A 17,822-nucleotide genomic window follows, 5' to 3' on the forward strand; every position below is an offset into this window, starting at 1 on the left:
CCTGCGGCGGACACTAACCTTGTATAGCCGCCTGCGGCAACGCCATCACCGCCTCCGCCTTGTGGCAGGCGGCAAGGTGCCCCTCGCCCACCTTGCGTAGCAAGGGCGGAACCTCGCGGCAATGCTGGTCGGCAAGCGGACAGCGCGCCACATAGGGGCACCCCGTTGCAGCCGCCGATTGCGAGGCGATCACCTGCGCCCCGCGCCGCCGCCGGCCGCCCCCGGCACGCGCCCGGGGCACGGCATCCAGCAGCGCCCGCGTATAGGGATGGGCACAGCGCTCGAACAGATCCTCGGGACGTCCCTGCTCCACGATCCGGCCGAGATACATCACCGCGACCTCGTCGCAGAGATAATCGACGACGGCGAGGTCGTGGCTGATCAGGATGTAGCTGAGGCCGAACTGCTCCTGCAGATCCTGCATCAGGTTGAGCACCTGCGCCTGCACGGAGACGTCGAGCGCGGAGACCGGCTCGTCCGCGACGATCAGTTTTGGTTGCGTGATCAGTGCACGCGCGATCGCGATGCGCTGGCGCTGGCCGCCGGAGAATTCGTGGGGATATTTGTCCATGTCGGCATCGCGCAAGCCGACCTGCCGAAGCACCGTCGAAACGCGTGCGCGGAAGGTGGTGCGGTCGGCGCCTTCCAGCACGGTGAGCGGCTCGGCGACGATGCGGGCGATGGTCTGGCGCGGATCGAGCGAGCCGTACGGATCCTGGAACACCATCTGGAAGTCGCGGCGCGCGCGGCGCAGCTCGTCCGCTGGGATGCGGTTGAGATCGCGGCCGAGCAGCGTGACCGCTCCCGATGTCGGCCGCTCCAGCGCCATCACGACGCGCGCGAAGGTAGACTTGCCGGAGCCGGACTCGCCGACGATGCCGAGGCTCTTGCCGGCCGCGACCGTCACGCTGACGCCGTTGAGCGCGCGCACCTCGCCCGGCGGGCGGAACAGGCTTTCGCGCGGCAGCATGTAGCGCTGCTCGAGATCCCGGACGTCGAGAAGCGGCGCGGTGCTCATGCGGACAGCGCTCCGACATTCGCAGCCATGGAGACGTCGGTCCTGATGCAACGAACGCCATGTCCGGGTCCGACATCCACCACTGACGGCAGCGCAGCGCGGCAGGCATCGATCACGAGCGGACATCGATCGGCGAAGGTGCAGCCGGCCGGCAGATCGGCAAGCTCCGGCACGGTACCCGAGATCGTCGTCAGCCGCGTGCCCTTGCGCGCGCCGAGCTTGGGGCGGGCGCGGAACAGGCCCTGCGTGTAGGGATGTCCCATGCGGCGGAACACCTCGTTGGTCGGGCCGCTCTCGACCACGGTGCCGCCATACATCACCATCATGCGCTGCACGTTCTCGGCGATGACGCCGAGATCATGCGAGATCAGGATCATCGACATGCCGCGCTCCTCGACGAGATCGGCGATGAGATCGAGGATCTGGCCCTGGATGGTGACGTCGAGTGCGGTTGTGGGCTCGTCCGCGATCAAGAGATCAGGCTCGCAGGCGAGTGCCATGGCGATGGTGACGCGCTGGCGCTGGCCGCCGGAGAACTGATGCGGATAGGCATCAACGCGCCTCGCCGGATCGGGCAGCCCGACGCGGTCGAGCAAGGCGATCGCCTCCTTGCGCGCCTGTGCCGCCGAATATTTCTTGTGACGCCGCAGCGGCTCGGCAACCTGATGGCCGATCGTATGCATCGGATTGAGCGCGGTCATCGGCTCCTGAAAAATCATGCTGATGCGGTTGCCGCGCAGGCGGCAATACTCCGCATCCGACAGTCCCGCGAGCTCGCCGCCGTCCAGCTTGATGCTGCCGGTGACCACGGCACTGTCCGGCAACAACCCCATCAGCGACAGCGCGGTGACCGACTTGCCGCAGCCGGATTCGCCGACGAGCCCCAGCGTCTCGCCGCGCTTGAGCGCAAAGCTGACGCCGCGCACGGCCTGTGCCGGGCCGCGGCTGGTGTTGAGGCGGACGCCGAGATTGGCGACCTCGATCAGCGGCATGTTTGCGCCCTCGCCCATCGTCACCGCTCCCGCGCCAGTCTGGGATCGAGCAGATCGCGCAAGCCATCGCCGAGCAGATTGAGGCCGAGCACGGCGATCGCGATCGCCGCACCCGGATAGACCGCGAGCATCGGCGACTGGAACAGCAGCGTCTGCGCGTCGTTCAGCATGCGGCCCCAGGACGGTTGCGGCGGCTGCGTGCCGAGACCGAGATAGGAGAGCGCAGCCTCGGCAAGGATCGCGAGCGCGAACTGGATGGTCACCTGCACGATCAGGATCGACAGGATATTTGGCAGCACGTGCTCGATGGTGATGCGGAATTTACCCTTCCCCGAGGCGCGCGCGGCCAGCACGAACTCGCGCGCCCAGATCGCGTTGGCCGAGCCGCGCGTCAACCGCGTCAGCGTCGGGATCTGGAAGATGCCGATCGCCACGATCGAGGTCACCATGCCCGGCCCCGCGACCGCGGCGAGCATGATCGCCGACAGCACGGCCGGAAAGGCGAAGGTGAAGTCGGAGAAGCGCATGATGATCTCTTCGGTCCAGCCGCGCTTGGCCGACGCGATCAGGCCGAGGCAGACGCCGAAGGTGAGACCGATGCTGACAGCGATGATGCCGACCAGGATGGTCGAGCGGGCACCGGCGAGCAGCAGCGAGAGGATGTCGCGGCCGAAGGAATCGGTGCCGAGCCAGTGCGCCGCCGACGGCGGCCGCAGTTTCGAGGCAATATCGATCTCGTACGGAGACCATGGTGTCCACACCAGCGACAGCAGCGCGGAGGCCAGCACCAGCAGGCTGAGCGCACCACCCAGCACAAAGCTGCGATGGCGCAGTGCACGGCCCCAGAAGGTCTTGGCCGGCAGTCGGTGCGGCGGCGCGTCAATGGTCAGGGGCGCGCTCACAGGTCGTGGACCTTGATCCGGGGATCGATGAAGGCATAGAGCACGTCGACCACGAAGTTCACGACGACGACCATGGCCGCGAGCAGCATCACGCAATTGCGCACCACGATCAGGTCGCGGTTGGCGATCGACTGGAAGATCAGCCGGCCGAGGCCCGGCAGATAGAACACGTTCTCGATCACGATGGTGCCGGCGAGCAGATTGGCGAATTGCAGGCCCATCACCGTCATCACGGGGATCATGGCGTTGCGCAGCACGTGCCGCCACAGCACCTCGCGCTTGCCGAGCCCTTTTGCGCGCGCCGTCCGCACGAAATCCTCACGCAGCACTTCGAGCACGGCCGAGCGCGTCACCCGCGCTAGGATCGCGGCCTGCACCACCGCCAGCGAGATGGCCGGCAGCAGCAGCGACTTGATCCCCGGCCAGATGCCGTCCTCCCAGCCGGCAAAGCCGCCCGCCGAAAGCCATTGCAGCCGCACCGAGAACAACAACACCAGCAGAATCGCAAACCAGAAATTCGGCAGCGCGATGCCCACTTGCGTCAGCGACATCACGCCGACGTCACCGAGCTTGTTGTGGTTGGCGGCAGTGTAGATGCCGGCCGACAGCGCCAGCGTCACCGTGATCAGCATCGACATGATCGCGAGCGGGATGGTCAGCACCAGCCGCTCCGCGATCAGGCTCGCGACCGGCGTGCCGTAGACGTAGCTGTTGCCGAGATCGCCGACGAAGAGACCCTTGATCCATTGCAGATAGCGGACCGCCAGTGGCTGGTCGAGCCCGAGCTTGACGGTGAGCGCGCGCACTGCGTCGGCCGAGGCGTCGGCGCCCATCAGCATCTGCGCGGCATTGCCCGGCAGCGCGTCCAGCACCAGGAAAATGATCACGGATGCGCCGACCAGCGTCGCCAACAAGGTCAGGACACGTCGAAGGACAAATACGCTCATGCGCGTTCAGGTTCGGGGCTCATCCGGGGCACGATCAACATGTCCGGGCGGCCAACGCAAGTCCTTTGCGGCATGGTCCTCACCTCAGCCGGGCCGGCGGGACAGAAGGTCGGTTGAAGCCTCGAACAGCGCGCTGACGCGCAGCAATTCTGCGTCAGTGCGGAAGCGGCCGACGAGCTGGAGCCCGATCGGCAGGCCGTCACGGCCGAAGCCGCAGGGCAGACTGATCGCGGGGTGTCCGGTCATGTTGAACGGCATGGTCCAGGGGAACCAGTGCGGGCGGACGCTGTCGAAGAGCTTGCCGTCGATCTCGATGGTGCCGAACAGGTCCTGCTCGATCGGCAGCGCGGTGCGCGTCAGCGTCGGCATCGCCAGAAGATGCCCACGCGCAAGCAGCGATTGCACGCGGCGGAACAGCGCGGTGCGCGCGAACATTGCCTCCTGATAGTCGACGCCGCTGACATGGGTCGCAAGCGCGACCTGCTTGACGAAGGCCTCGCTCAACGCGTCGCCATGTTCGGCCACGAGCTTGGTGAAGCGCGTGCGCCAGACCGTGTGGTTGATCGCGCGCCAGATCGGCTCGATGTCAAATCCCTCGCCGGAGAATTCCTCGAGCTCGGCGCCAAGGCCCGCCAGCCGATCGAGGCTCGCCTTGAAGCTGGCCGCGACATCGGCGGACACCGGGCGGCCCGGCGGCGTCAGGCAGTATAGGATTTTTTGCTGGCGCAGGTCGCCGCGCGGCGCGGCCGTACCGACGAAATCGGGCACGGGCACGCCGATCGACCAGGGATCGCAGGCATCCTCACCCGCCATCGCCTGCATCATCAGCGCGGTGTCGGCGACGGAGCGCGTCGTCGGCGTGACATAGGTCTGGTTGCCGAAAGCGTCGAGCGCCTGGCTGTGCGCAATCACGCCGTTGCTTTGCTTCAGGCCTATCACGCCGTTACAGGCAGCGGGAATCCGCGTCGAACCGCCGCCATCGGTGGCGATCGCGAGCGGCGCGATGCCGCTCGCTACCGCCACCGCCGCGCCGCCGCTGGAGCCGCCGGAGGAACGCCGCGCGTCCCACGCATTGCGGGTGCGGCCGAACAGCGGCGAGTCGGTCAGGCACTTGCTGCCGAATTCCGGCGTCGTGGTCTTGCCGATCAGGATCGCGCCCTCACTGCGCAGCTTTGCGACCGCGGCGGCATCTTCCGTAGGCACATTGTCCTTGTAGGGAACGGCGCCGAAGGTGGTCTTCACGCCGCGCGTGTTGACGATGTCCTTGACGGTGACGGGGATGCCGTGGAGCAAGCCGAGCGGCTCGCCGGCCATTACCTTGCGCTCGGCCTCGCGCGCCGCCGCCATCGCCTCGTCGCCGCAGATCGTGATGAAGCAGTTCAGCTCCGGCTGAAGCGCCTCGGCGCGCGCGAGCACGGCACTGACGACCTCGACCGGCGAAATCTTCCTGGCGGCGATGAGGCCGCGCAGCTCGGTTGCGGACAGGAGACAGGGATCGCCGTTCATCGTCACATCACGCTCCGAAAGCCCGCCACCGTTGGCGGGCATTGACAGCGAGAATGACAGTTTTGTTAACTCGCCGTCCAATACGCTTTTGGACATCAACCCATACGTTTTCGGTATGCCAATGGATCTCCGCCGGCTTCGCTATTTCGTCGCGGTCGCCGAGGCGCGCAGCGTCGGCAAGGCCGCCGAGCGGCTGCGGATGGCGCAGCCGCCGCTCTCGGTGCAGATCCGCAAGCTCGAGGCCGAGGTCGGCGCGCCGCTGTTCCGCCGGGGCACGCACGGCATGGACCTGACCGAGGCCGGCCAGGCGCTGCTGGCGCGCGCCGGGGAAGCGCTGGCGCTGGCGGCCGACGGCATCGAAGCCGCGCGCGCGGTCGCCTCGGGGCGGCGCGGGCGGTTGTCGGTCGGCTACATGTTCGTGCTGGCCAATGCGATGCTGCCGCGGCTCATTCCCGAGCTGCGCCGCTCGATTCCCGGCGTCGACCTCGACTTTGCCGAGCTCAGCGCCTCGACCCGCGAGGCGCGGCTGCTCGACCGCAGCGTCACGGTCGCGTTGTGCATGCCCGCGATCAACCATCCCGAGATCCAGGTGGCGCGGATCGGCGCGCAGCGCTTCATGCTGGTCATGCCGACCACCTCGCCGCTCGCCCGCCTGAGCTCCGTGCCGATGGCGAGGTTGCAGGGCCGTCCGCTGATCGCGCTCCCGCATCCCGACCATGGCCCCGCCTCCTCGGCCGTCGTGGCCTTGCTGCGCCGGCACCAGGTGGTGATGCCGATCGCGAGCCGGGTGGAGACGGTGCATTCGGCGATGAGCCTCGTCCTCGCCGGCGAAGGTTTTGCGATCCTGCCGGCCTGCGCGCAGCTCGGCGCACCACGCGGCATCGTGTTCCGGCCGCTGCGGGATGCGACCGATTCCATCGACATTGCGGTCTGCTGGCGGCGCGACTCGCACAGTCCGCTGATCCGCACCTTTCTCAAATGTGCCGAAAAGGCCGTAGCGCGGCTGTGACGCGAGTTAGACGCTCCACGTCACCTCATGGCTCCAGGGCGGATCGGCGCCCGGACGGGTGCAAGTCAGCCCAGCGCAGTTGGCGGCGAAGGACAACGCGCGGCGAAGCTCGTCGGCACCGATGTCCTTCAGCCTGTCGCGGGCGATGCGGCCCTGCTTGTGCAGGGCAAACAGCAGCGCCGCCTGAAAACTGTCACCGGCGCCGATGGTGTCGGCGACCTCGACCTTGGGCGCTGCGACCTCGATCTGCCCTGCGCCCGCGTGCCAGGCGACCGCGCCATCCTTGCCGCGGGTGAGGACGACGAGACGCGTCCCCTGCCCGAGCAGCATCTCCGCGCGCTGCTGATAAGACTCCTCGCCGAACAGATAGGCGAAGTCGACATCCGACATCTTGATGAGATCGGCGCTGGCAGCGAACGCCATCATGCGCGCGACATAGGCCGGCTTGTCCTTGACGAGATTGGGCCGGCAGTTCGGATCGAAGGAGATGGTCGACGAGGCCTGCGCATCAGCGATCAACGCTTCGGTCTCGGCCGCGCCCTTGTCGTTGACCAGCGTCGTCGAGCCGACATGGACAGCCTCGATGTCCGCGAAGGGAATTGTGCCGCGCCGGTAGCTCCAGTTCCGCGTCGCGGTCCCGGCATCGTAGAAGGCGTAATGCGACTCGCCGGCGACGATGCGGACGAACGCAAGCGTGGTCTGGTGATCGCTGCGTGTGGCGAGATCGAGCTGGACGTTGGACGCCGCGGCATGATCTGCGATCATCTGTCCGAACAGATCTGTCGAGACGCCGCCGACAAAGCCGGTCGGCGCGCCCAGCCGCGCCATGCCGATCGCGACGTTGAGACAGGAGCCGCCGACGGCCGGCATCACCGCTTCGCGCCCGGCAGCGTTTCGCGTCGGGACGAAATCGATCAGCGCATCGCCGCAAGAAATCAACATCAGTTTCAACCTTTGGCGATATCGCGCATCGCGGCGCGGCTGCCGCGATCGACCTCGCGCAGCAGCTTGTAGACCTCGCGCTTGCGGGCGTGAAAGGCGGCCATGTCGGGCGTCGTCGGCTCGCTCTTGCCTCCGAGCGCCGACATCTTTGCCATGGTCTCGCCGATCGAGGCATAGGCGCCGCCGGCGACCGCGCCTAACATCGCCGCGCCCAGCAGCACCGGCTCTTTTGTCTGCGGCAGCGCGACGGCGAGACCTGTGGTGTCGGCCATGATCTGCCGCACCAGCGGGCTGCGACTGGCGCCGCCGCCCATGATCATCAGACTGGAATGAACGCCGTGCGCGGCAAAGGCCTCGATCACCTCGGCGAGGCCATAGGCGAGCCCGCACAGGCCGGCGATGAACAGCCGCTCCATCGAACCGATATCGGTGTCGAGATCGAGGCCGGCGATCACCGCGCGGGTGTCTGGGTCGGCGTAGGGCGAGCGATTGCCGATGAATTCAGGGAGGACATGGACGTCGCGGGCGAGCAGCGCGGCGCGACTGGCGCTGCCGGCGCGCGCGATGATGCGGCGCTCGAGGAAGTCGATGAGGTCGAGACCCTCGCTCCGCGCCGCCGCGTTCGCTTCGGCGTGGACGGGATGCGATTTGAGCAGATGGTCGATCGCAGCGCCCGCGGCCGACTGCCCACCCTCGTTGAGCCAGAAATCCGGCACCATGCCGGAATAATAAGGGCCCCACACGCCCGGCACGAAGCACGGCTGCTTCGTCGTCGCCATGATGCAGGCCGACGTTCCCATGATATAGGCGAGGCGATCGGTGACATCCGTCGTTCCGCCCGAGCCGTCGCGGCCGCCGATCGCGCCGATACCGCCGGCATGGGCGTCGATCAGGGACGCGCCGACCGGCGTGCCCGGCGACAGGCCGAGATCAGCCGCAGCGGCCGGGGTGAGCCCTTCGCCGAGGCGGGTGCCGGGCGCGACGATCTCGGTGCCGATGCGGGCGTATTTTTCGTTGACGAAATCCGCAAGCCCAATGCGCTTGAAGAACGACGCGCTCCAGCCGCCGCCGTCATGGGCAAGATAGTTCCACTTGCAGGTGACGGTACACGTGGAGCGCTGGAGCGAGCCGGTGGCGTGCCAGGTCAGATAATCCGCCAGATCGAAGAAGTGGCCGGCGCCATCAAAACTCGCGCGCAAATGCCGCTTCAGCCAGAGCAGCTTCGGCATCTCCATCTCGGGCGAGATCGAGCCGCCGACATAGCGCAGCACGACGTCCTCTGTCTCGTTGATCAGCCGTGCCTCGGCGATGGCGCGATGGTCCATCCAGACGATGACGTTGCGCTGCGCCTCACCGGAGGCGCTGACCGTGAGCGGCTCGCCCTGCTTATCGAGGACGACCAGGGAACAGGTGGCATCAAAGCCCATGCCGCCGACGCTGTCGGGCGCAATCGCGGCTTCCGCCATCGCCGCCCGCACCGATTTGACGCAGGCCTCCCAGATGTCCCGGGACGATTGCTCGACGATATCGCCGGCCTCGTGCCAGATCCGGATCGGATGCCGCGCGGTCGCAAGCAGCGTGCCGGCCTCGTCGAACACCCCTGCCCGCGTGCTCGTGGTTCCCACGTCGACGCCGATATACGCTCGCGGCATGGTCGCTCCCGGTCGCTTTCCGTCGGTTTTGACGGTGAGCCTACCAGCAAGTGTAGCCGCCATCCACCAGCACGATGCTGCCGGTCATCAGGCTCGCGGCCTCCGAGGAGAGGAACAGCACGACGGAGGCAATCTCCTCGACCTGCCCCATCCGCGCCATCGGGGTTCCACCGATCCAGGCGTCGTACATTTTGGGGTTACTCTTCACGAAGGCATTGAGCGGCGTCTCGATATAGGTTGGCGCTACCGCGTTGACGCGGATGCCGCGCGCTCCCCATTCGGCGGCGAGCGACTTTGTCAGGTGATGCACGCCGGCCTTGGAGGCATTGTAAAAGCACTGCTCCTGCGGCTTGTTGACGATGAAGCCGGACATCGAGCCGACATTGACGATAGCGCCGCTTTTCGCCTTCAGCATGTGCTTGCCGAACTCGCGGCAGCACCAGAAGGTGCCGTTGAGATTGACGTCGATGACGTTGAGCCAGTGCTCGTCGGTGACGGTCTCGGCCGGCGTCTCGCTGCGCGCGATGCCAGCATTGTTGACGAGGATGTCGATCTTGCCGTGGCGAGCGACCATGTCGTTCGCGACCTCCGCCACCCGCTTGGTGTCGGTGACGTCCATGATCGCGGTCTCGACGTCGAAACCCTTGGCCTTCAGGGCGGCTTTTGCGTCACTGGCGACCTTGCTGTCGCGGTCGCCGATGATCACCTTTGCGCCGGCTTCGGCCAGTGCCTCGGCGCAGCCGAGGCCGATGCCCTGCCCTCCGCCGGTGATGAACGCGGTCTTGCCGTTTAGCTTGAATTTTTCCAGGTACATGGTGGTCTTCCGTTTCTTGTTAGCCGCGAAGTGCGTTCCCGCTCTGGTCGAAGCGGTGGATGCGCGCGGGGTCCGGCACCAGCGACACGCGGTCGCCGGCATGCAGACTTAGTTCGCCGATGTAGCGTGCCGTCAGCATGCCGAGCGGGCCCGCATCGACATACAGGAAGGTGTCGCTGCCGAGATGTTCGGCGACCGAGATCGTTCCCTGCCAGCCGCCTCCGCCATCGCGCTCGATCTTCAGATGCTCCGGTCGCACGCCGATCGTTGCCGCCCCCTTCTGCAATGCAGGCTCACCGGTGACGAAGTTCATCTTGGGCGAGCCGATGAAGCCGGCGACGAAGAGATTGGCAGGCCGTTCATAGAGCTCCAGCGGCGAGCCGTATTGCTCGATCTTGCCCGCGTTGAGCACGACGATCTTATCGGCCATGGTCATGGCCTCGACCTGGTCGTGGGTGACGTAGATGGCGGTGGTGCCGAGCTGCTTCTGGAGCCGCGTCACCTCGATGCGCATCTGCACGCGCAGCGCGGCGTCGAGGTTGGAGAGCGGCTCGTCGAACAGGAACCCCTTGGGTTCGCGGACGATGGCACGGCCAATCGCAACGCGCTGGCGTTGGCCGCCGGAAAGCTCGCGCGGCTTACGGTCGAGATAGGGCGTCAGGTTCAGCGTCGCGGCCGCCGCCTCGACCTTGCGGTTGATCTCGTCCTTGGGCAATCCCGCCATCTTCAGGCCGAAGCCGATATTGCCGCGCACGCTCATATGCGGATAGAGCGCGTAGGACTGGAACACCATCGACAGCCCGCGCTTGGCCGGCGGCGTGTCGACGACGTTCTTGCCGTCAATCAGGATGGCGCCGCCGGTGACGTCTTCGAGCCCGGCGATGAGCCGCAGCAGCGTGGTCTTGCCGCAGCCGGAGGGACCGACAAAGACGACGAAGGAGCCGTCGGCGATGTCGAGATCGGCGCCCTTGATGATGTGCACGGGGCCGAAGGATTTCTGCACGCCCTGAAGTGTGATCTGACCCATCGCAGCCCCCTTACTTCACCGCGCCGAAGGTGAGCCCGCGCACGAGCTGCTTCTGGCTGAACCAACCGAGGACGAGAATGGGCGCGATCGCCAGCGTCGAAGCCGCCGACAGCTTTGCCCAGAACAGCCCTTCCGGGCTCGAATAGGAGGCGATGAATGTCGTGAGCGGCGCGGCATTCGAGGTCGACAGATTGAGCGTCCAGAACGCCTCGTTCCAGGCGAGGATCAGGTTGAGCAGCAGCGTCGAGGCGAGCCCCGGAATCGCCATCGGCGTCAGCACGTAGACCAGCTCGCGGCCAATCGTGGCGCCGTCCATGCGCGCGGCTTCGAGGATGTCGCGCGGGATCTCCTTGAAATAGGTGAACAGCATCCAGATCACGATCGGCAAGTTTCCGAGGCACAGGATGAAGACGAGGCCGATGCGGGAATCGAGCAGGCCGAAATTCTTGAAGATCAGGTAGATCGGTACGAGCACGCCGACCGGCGGCATCATCTTGGTCGAGAGCATCCAGAGCAGGGTGTCCTTGGTGCGCTTGGTCGGCGAGAACGCCATCGACCAGGCCGCGGGAATGGCGATCAACAGCGCGATCAAGGTCGAGCCGCCGGCGATGATGATCGAGTTCATCGCGTGGTGGAAATAGTCGCTGCGCTCCTGCACCGTTGCATAGTTCTCCGTGGTCCAGTGGAAGAACAGGAAGGACGGCGGAATGGCAAAAGCCTCGAGCTCGGTCTTGAAGCTTGTCAGCACCATCCACAGGATCGGGAAGAAGATCAGGAAGCCGAAGAACCACGCCCCGATCGTCGAGACCACCACCCGCTGCGTCGTCGCCATCCGTGCCATGTCAGGCCTCCAAATTGCGGCCGACGATGCGGACCAGGAAGAAAGCGACGATGTTGGCGATCACGACAGCAACGAGGCCGCCCGCCGAGGCGCTGCCGACGTCGAACTGGATCAGCGCCTGCGAATAGATCAGGAAGGCGATGTTGGTGGTCTGCAGGCCCGGCCCGCCGCCGGTGGTGACGTAGATCTCGGCGAACACCGTGAGCAGGAAGATCGTCTCGATCAGGATCACCACGGTGATGGGCCGCGCCAGATGCGGCAGCGTGATGTAGATGAAGGTCGAGACCGCGCTGGCGCCATCCATCTCGGCGGCTTCCTTCTGCTCCTCGTCGAGCGATTGCAACGCGGTCAGCAGGATCAGCGTCGCGAACGGCAGCCATTGCCACGCCACGATCAGGATCACCGAGAATAGCGGCACGTCGTTGAACCAGTCGATCGGCGTCAAATGGACCAGCGAGGCGAGCCAGGCGAACAGCCCGGAGACCGGGTGCATCAAGAGGTTCTTCCAGACCAGCGCGCTCACCGTCGGCATCACGAAGAACGGCGCGATCACCATCAGCCGCACGAAGTTGCGCCCCACTACGGGCTGGTCGAGCAGCAGCGCGAGCGGAATGCCGAGCAGGATGGTCAGCGCCAGTACCGAGCCGACCAGCACCAGGGTGTTCTGGAGCGAGGCGAGGAAGGCGGGATCGGTGAGGAAGTAGCGGAAATTTTCCAGCCCGACGAACGATTCCGAGCCCGGATCGAGCAGGCTGTAATGCAGGGTCGAGAAATAGATCGTCAGCGCGAGCGGAACGATCATCCAGATGAACAGCAGCCCGACGGCCGGGGTCAGGAGCGACCGCGCAAGGAATTGCGTCTGCCGGGTTGCCATTCCTGAGGTCTCCTCTGGGGGAAGAAGGCGGCCATCCAACCGGGGCTGGGCTGGTGGATGGCCGCTAGTTTGAGCTCAGGAGGAAGAGCTCGGGTTCACTTGATGTAGCCGGCGCGCTTCATCTCGCGCTCGGTGGAGGACTGCGCGGCGGAGAGCGCCGCATCGACGCTGGTCGAGCCCGCGAGCGCGGCGGAGAACTGCTGGCCGACCTGCGTGCCGATGCCCTGGAATTCAGGGATCGCGGCGTATTGCACGCCGACATAAGGCACCGGCTTCACCGTCGGCTTGTTCGGATCGGCCGCGTCGATGGAGGCCAGTGTCAGCTTGGCGAACGGCGCGACCTTCAGATACTCATCGTTCTGGTAGAGCGAGGTGCGCGTGCCCGGCGGCACGTTGGCCCAGCCCTCCTTCGATGCGACGAGTTTGGTGTAGTCCTTGCTGGTCGCCCAGGCGATGAACTTCTCGGCGGCTTCGGTTTTCTTCGAACCGGCGGGGATCGCGAGATTCCAGGCCCACAGCCAGTTGGCGTTCTTGCCGAGCCCGGTGTTGGGCGCGAGCGCGAAGCCGACCTTGTCGGCGACCCTGGAATCCTTGGGGTTGGTGACGAAGGACGCCGCGACCGTCGCGTCGATCCACATCGCGCACTTGCCGGCGTTGAACAGCGCGAGATTCTCGTTGAAGCCGTTCGAGCTCGCGCCGGGGGGGCCGGCCTCCTTCATCAGATTGACGTAGGTCGTGAGCGTCGTCTTCCATTCAGGCGTATTGAACTGCGGCTCCCACTTCTCGTCGAACCAGCGCGCCCCGTAGGAATTGGCCATCGCCGAGAGGAACGCCATGTTCTCGCCCCAGCCGGCCTTGCCACGCAGGCAGATGCCATAGACGCCGGCGCTCTTGTCGGTGAGCTTCTTGGCGGCGTCGATGACGAAGTCCCAAGTCGGCTTCTCCGGCATCTTCAGGCCGGCCTTCTCGAACAGGTCGGTGCGGTACATCACCATCGAGCTCTCGCCGTAGAACGGCGCGGCGTAGAGCTTGCCGTCGACGGAGACGGCATCCTTGATCCTGGGCAAGAGGTCGGCGACGTCATAATCCGCGCCGAGATTGGCGAGCGGCACCAGCCAGCCCTTCTTGGCCCAGATCGGCACCTCATAGGTGCCGATGGTCAGCACGTCGAACTGGCCGCCCTTGGTGGCGATGTCGGTGGTGACCCGCTGGCGCAGCACGTTCTCCTCCAGCGTCACCCATTTCACCGAGATGTCCGGGTTCTTCTTGGTGAACTCACCGGTCAACCCCTGCATGCGAATCATGTCGCCGTTGTTCACGGTGGCGATCGTCAGGGTGGTTTCGGCCATCGCGGGGACGGCCAGCAGGACAGACGCGCCGCAGACGGCGCCGAGGAATCGTTTCACGGTGACCTCCCTAAGCTCGCGCTTTTGAGCATATGCTCACGCGTTGGGCGTATGTTCAACCCAGGGGCGGCGGTTGTCAAGAAGGCGCGCGGGTGTTCGCGCAACTTATGAGTGCTGCGGTGCGGGAGTGGAGGGAGGTGATTTTCACATGAGGTCGTCATGCCCGGGCTTGTCCCGGGCATCCACGTTCTTAGTGCGGTAGGAAAGGCGTGGATGGCCGGGTCAAGCCCGGCCATGACGATGTGGAAACAGAGGAGCGCCGCTACCGCTCCAGGATCGCCCTTGCGGTCGCCTCGTCCGTGATCAGGCCGTTGATCAGCCGCCCGTCCAGCGCTGCCGCGATCGCCGGCACCTTGGCGGCCCCGACGGCGGCGCCGATGGTCGTGGTCTTGGTCGGCACTTCCGGCGGAATGCTGGTGAGGCGCTTGTTGGTGCCGGCCTTGAGCAGGCGGCCCTTGGCATCATAGGCCCAGCCGGTGATCTCGCCGATGGCACCTAACCGCATCATCTCGAACAACTCGTCGCGGGTGACGAAGCCGTCGATGTGGACCTGCGCCTTCTGGTCCATCTGGCCGATGCCGACGAGGCGCAAGTCGGCCTTGGCCGCGACCGCCTTCACCTTCGCGATCGGCTCGATCCGCACCATCTTGTTGCGCTCGTCCTCGGACGACATCAGGAACGGCAGCGGCATCGGATAATGCCGCGCGCCGGTACGGTCGGCGAGCCGGCCGACGGTGTCGTAGAAGCTCGCCGAGCCGTCGGCGGAGATGTTGCCGACCAGCGAGACGATCTGGTGATTGGGCCGGTCGATGGGTGTGACGCGCTCGACCGCGGCGCGCACCGCCCTCCCCGTGCCGAGCGCGACGATCACCGGCGTCTCCGAGCGCAGCGTGGAGTCCAGCAGATTGGCGCAACGCTCGGCGATGCCGGCGGTGGCCTGCGGCGCCGCGGGATCGGCCGGCACCACCTCGCAATGGACGAGATCGAATCGCTCCTTCAGCCGTGCGGCCAATTCCATGCAGGCCGCGATGGGATGTTCGAGCCGGAAGGTGATGAGACGTTCAGCGAGGCACAGCGAGACCAGCCGCTGCGCCGAGGCGCGCGAGACCTGGAGCATTTTTGCGATCTCGTCCTGGGTGTGGCCGGCAATGAAATAGAGCCAGCCGGCTCGCGCCGCATCGTCCAGCCTCGACTTGTCGTTCTCGCCAGCCAAGGCGTCACGCCTCCTTCCAAAAGTCGCTCATCTGCGCGAAGACCCGATCGGCTCCGGCGTCGGATAGTATAGCGCGGCCGTCCCGCTCCAGATAATGGCTGCCGCCGACAAATCCCCAGACTGTCATGCCGGCCGCCTTGCCTGCCTGCACGCCGCTGACGCTGTCCTCGATCACCAGCGTGCGCGCAGGCTCCGCGCCCATCTTGTCGGCCGCGTAGAGAAAGAGATCAGGCGCCGGCTTGCCACGTTCGACCATTTGCGCGGTGTAGATCTGGTTGCCGAAATACGGCGCGAGGTCCGTCACCTTCAGCGACAGCGCGACGCGATCGAGATCACTCGAGGAGGCCACGCAATGCGGCACGCGCAGGTCGGACAGGACGGTATCGACGTCCTGAACCGGACGGAGCGCCTTCGCGAAGGCGGTCAGCACGCGCGCCTTCAGCCGCAGCGGAAAGTCGACCGGCACCATCTGGCCGAGTTCGCGGTAATGCTGGGTGACCGCGCTGGTGCTTCGCCCGAGAAACAGCTCGAGCGCCTGCGCGAGCGTCAGCGATATCCCCGATACGGACAGCTCGTCGGACAGGCACTGACAGCTCAACAGCTCGCTGTCGACGAGCACGCCGTCGCAGTCGAAGATGATCAGATCGGGCTTCGGCCGGATGTAGTCCATCCGGCCATTCGATCATATACCCATCTCCTGAGCAATAGTTCACCCGGGAACATGGCGCGGCGGGGCTTGCCCTGGTCGTTCAATGGGCGACCTGCCGGTAGATCGCCGGCAGCGCCGCGGGCAGCCGTCTGATATTGCCGACGGTGGCATAGCCGCTGCGGCCAAACAGCGTCGGGAAATAGGATTGCGCGGCAGCATCGACCGTGACGCCGAAGGCCGCAATGCCGAGCCGCCGCGCCTCCTGCACGGATTTGCGGGTGTCTTCGACCGCGAAGCGTCCCTCGTAATGATCGACATCGTTCGGCTTGCCGTCGGTGAGGACGAGCAGCAGCTTCTTGCGCTGCGGCTGGCGTGCAAGCCCGGCGGAGGCATGGCGCACCGCGGCGCCAATCCGGGTGTAATAGCCCGGCCTGAGCGCACCGATGCGGCGCTCGACCGCGCCGCTCATCGGTTCGCCGAACGCCTTGACCGTTTCGAGCCGCACCCAGGAGCGCCGGCGCGAGGTGAAGGTCAGGATGCTGTGGTGATCGCCGCAGGCCGACAGGCCATGGGCGAGCACGAGCAGCGCCTCCTTCTCGACGTCGAGCACGCGATAGCCATTGACCCAGGCATCGGTCGAGAGCGAGACGTCGACCAGCAGCGTGACCGCGAGATCGTGGCCTTGCGGCCGCATCGCCATATGCACGCGATCAAGACCGGCACCATTGCCGCCGGCGCGCAGATCACAGCGCGCACGCACCAGCGCGTCGAGGTCGAGATCGTGGCCGTCGGCCTGCGCACGCATCAATTCGTGACGCGGCCGCAGGATTTCGAAGCGGCGGCGGACCTGGCGGATGTGCCGGCGTATGGTCTCGTCGGGCGTCCAGATTTCGCCTGTTTCGGAAGCTGGTGCGGCGAGCACGCGGCAATGATCGGGTAGATAGGAGCCGCTGCGATAATCCCATTCGGGATAGGAGAGGTCCGCGTTCAACCGCGAGGCATCGAGCGCTTCCGGCGGCAAATCGAGATCGAATTTGAGGCGGCTCGCCGGCTTACCGCTGCGGCGGGTGAGCGTGATCTCTTCCAGGTCGTCGGCTGCCTTCTGCGCATCCTCGTCCTCACTGTCGTCGGCCGGACGGTCGACATTGACCATCTCGGCCATGGCAAGGATCTTTTCGAAACGGTTGAGCACGAAGGGATCGCGGCGACTGGCGCCGTCCCCGCGCTCGCGCACGGCGAAACGCTTGCGATTGTCCTGGTCTGCCGGCACCGCGGCCGGCGCGCCCTCGTCCTCGCCCGCAGTGGCCGGCGACAGCGCGCGCGTCCAGCAATCGCCCCAGAGCGGACACGGCAGAATCGAGCGATAGCCCGGCGGCGCGCTGTCCGGCAGCGCTCCCGTCCCCATCATCGCCGGCCACAGCTTGCCCTCAGGTGGCACATCAGCGCCAAGCAGAGCGAGCACGATCTGCTCCATGTCCTGCTCGATCCGTGGCAACGGGCGATGCGGCCGCGCCATGGCGGTGGCCGCGGCCAGCCGGCCGTACTCTTGTGCAAGGCCCGGACATTCGGTGAGCACCAGCACCGCGATCTCGCTGGCGCGCCGCAGCATCAAGAGATCGCGCCGCAGCGGATCGGCCTCCACGATCGCCTCACTAGACGCAAACGCGAACCACGCCGCGAGCCAGCGGTACAGCGCGGCGTTCAGTTCGCGGTCGGCGAAGATCGCGATGCTGTCGGGCAGGAAGATCGTCGCGGCATCGCGCCCCGGCTGCTCCAGCCGCTCGTCGCCGAGCCCGATGCGCTGGCGCCAGCCGAGCCGATGCCCCGCCCTACGGGCAGTCGCGCTGGCGATCTGCACGCCGGTCTCGCCGCCGAGCGCGCGAAACATGATCGCGATCCGGCTGCGCACCTCCGCGAGCGACACGGCGTGCTCGGCATGAATAGGATAGCTCGCGGTCCCGCCGACCAGGCGATGCCAGGCCCGGCCGACCGTTTCTTCAAGCTCGAGGAAATCGAGCATCACATCACCT

At 66.2% G+C, this 17,822-nt stretch carries 16 protein-coding genes; 1 reads left to right on the top strand and 15 read right to left on the bottom strand.

Annotated elements, in window-relative coordinates; translation table 11 throughout:
- Positions 1-13: 13 nt before the first annotated feature.
- The 5 genes from AAFG16_RS32660 to AAFG16_RS32680 form a co-directional block, all read right to left on the bottom strand.
- Positions 14-1,018, bottom strand: coding sequence for an oligopeptide/dipeptide ABC transporter ATP-binding protein (locus tag AAFG16_RS32660; protein WP_342731915.1), 1,005 nt, complete (start codon positions 1,016-1,018; stop codon positions 14-16).
- Positions 1,015-2,028 carry an ABC transporter ATP-binding protein gene (locus AAFG16_RS32665; protein WP_342731917.1) on the bottom strand — a complete coding sequence of 338 codons (1,014 nt, stop codon included), beginning with the start codon at positions 2,026-2,028 and terminating at the stop codon, positions 1,015-1,017. The genes AAFG16_RS32660 and AAFG16_RS32665 overlap by 4 nt, the downstream gene beginning before the upstream one ends.
- A 2-nt stretch (positions 2,029-2,030) precedes the next feature.
- Positions 2,031-2,912 (bottom strand): ABC transporter permease, encoded by an 882-nt coding sequence (locus AAFG16_RS32670; protein ID WP_342731919.1) that lies wholly within the window; start codon positions 2,910-2,912, stop codon positions 2,031-2,033.
- Positions 2,909-3,859: an ABC transporter permease gene (locus AAFG16_RS32675; RefSeq protein WP_027558924.1), complete on the bottom strand. Its 951-nt coding sequence runs from the start codon at positions 3,857-3,859 to the stop codon at positions 2,909-2,911. The genes AAFG16_RS32670 and AAFG16_RS32675 overlap by 4 nt, the downstream gene beginning before the upstream one ends.
- Before the next feature lie 84 nt (positions 3,860-3,943).
- A complete protein-coding gene (locus AAFG16_RS32680) occupies positions 3,944-5,365 on the bottom strand; it encodes an amidase (protein ID WP_342741010.1) in 1,422 nt (473 codons plus the stop codon).
- 121 nt (positions 5,366-5,486) lie between these two features.
- Between AAFG16_RS32680 and AAFG16_RS32685 the strand changes: the two genes are divergently transcribed.
- Positions 5,487-6,374 (top strand): LysR substrate-binding domain-containing protein, encoded by an 888-nt coding sequence (locus AAFG16_RS32685; protein WP_342731921.1) that lies wholly within the window; start codon positions 5,487-5,489, stop codon positions 6,372-6,374.
- A 6-nt stretch (positions 6,375-6,380) separates the two neighbouring features.
- On the opposite strand, the gene AAFG16_RS32690 is transcribed toward AAFG16_RS32685, so the two are convergent.
- The 10 genes from AAFG16_RS32690 to AAFG16_RS32735 form a co-directional block, all read right to left on the bottom strand.
- Positions 6,381-7,316, bottom strand: a complete 936-nt coding sequence (locus tag AAFG16_RS32690; RefSeq protein ID WP_342731923.1) for a carbohydrate kinase — start codon at positions 7,314-7,316, stop codon at positions 6,381-6,383.
- A gap of 5 nt (positions 7,317-7,321) precedes the next feature.
- Positions 7,322-8,968 carry an FGGY-family carbohydrate kinase gene (locus tag AAFG16_RS32695; protein ID WP_342731925.1) on the bottom strand — a complete coding sequence of 549 codons (1,647 nt, stop codon included), beginning with the start codon at positions 8,966-8,968 and terminating at the stop codon, positions 7,322-7,324.
- A 40-nt stretch (positions 8,969-9,008) separates the two neighbouring features.
- Positions 9,009-9,782 (bottom strand): SDR family oxidoreductase, encoded by a 774-nt coding sequence (locus AAFG16_RS32700; protein WP_342731927.1) that lies wholly within the window; start codon positions 9,780-9,782, stop codon positions 9,009-9,011.
- A gap of 19 nt (positions 9,783-9,801) precedes the next feature.
- Positions 9,802-10,809: an ABC transporter ATP-binding protein gene (locus tag AAFG16_RS32705; protein ID WP_342731929.1), complete on the bottom strand. Its 1,008-nt coding sequence runs from the start codon at positions 10,807-10,809 to the stop codon at positions 9,802-9,804.
- A gap of 10 nt (positions 10,810-10,819) precedes the next feature.
- The gene (locus AAFG16_RS32710) at positions 10,820-11,650 is read right to left on the bottom strand and encodes a carbohydrate ABC transporter permease (protein ID WP_283080589.1); all 831 of its coding nucleotides are present in this window, start codon (positions 11,648-11,650) and stop codon (positions 10,820-10,822) included.
- 1 nt (position 11,651) lies between these two features.
- Complete coding sequence (locus AAFG16_RS32715) at positions 11,652-12,524, bottom strand: sugar ABC transporter permease (RefSeq protein ID WP_342731932.1); 873 nt, start codon at positions 12,522-12,524, stop codon at positions 11,652-11,654.
- 95 nt (positions 12,525-12,619) lie between these two features.
- Positions 12,620-13,873: a sugar ABC transporter substrate-binding protein gene (locus AAFG16_RS32720; protein ID WP_342741011.1), complete on the bottom strand. Its 1,254-nt coding sequence runs from the start codon at positions 13,871-13,873 to the stop codon at positions 12,620-12,622.
- Positions 13,874-14,192: 319 nt separating this feature from the next.
- Entirely contained in the window at positions 14,193-15,143 is a 951-nt protein-coding gene (locus AAFG16_RS32725; protein WP_283080591.1) for a sugar-binding domain-containing protein, read from the bottom strand.
- A 4-nt stretch (positions 15,144-15,147) separates the two neighbouring features.
- A complete protein-coding gene (locus tag AAFG16_RS32730) occupies positions 15,148-15,813 on the bottom strand; it encodes an HAD family hydrolase (protein WP_342731936.1) in 666 nt (221 codons plus the stop codon).
- 79 nt (positions 15,814-15,892) lie between these two features.
- On the bottom strand, positions 15,893-17,812 hold the full coding sequence (locus tag AAFG16_RS32735; RefSeq protein WP_342731938.1) for a VWA domain-containing protein: 1,920 nt from the start codon (positions 17,810-17,812) through the stop codon (positions 15,893-15,895).
- Positions 17,813-17,822 lie beyond the last annotated feature (10 nt).

The sequence above is a fragment of the Bradyrhizobium sp. B117 genome, assembly GCF_038969555.1.
In the GTDB taxonomy this organism is placed as follows: domain Bacteria; phylum Pseudomonadota; class Alphaproteobacteria; order Rhizobiales; family Xanthobacteraceae; genus Bradyrhizobium.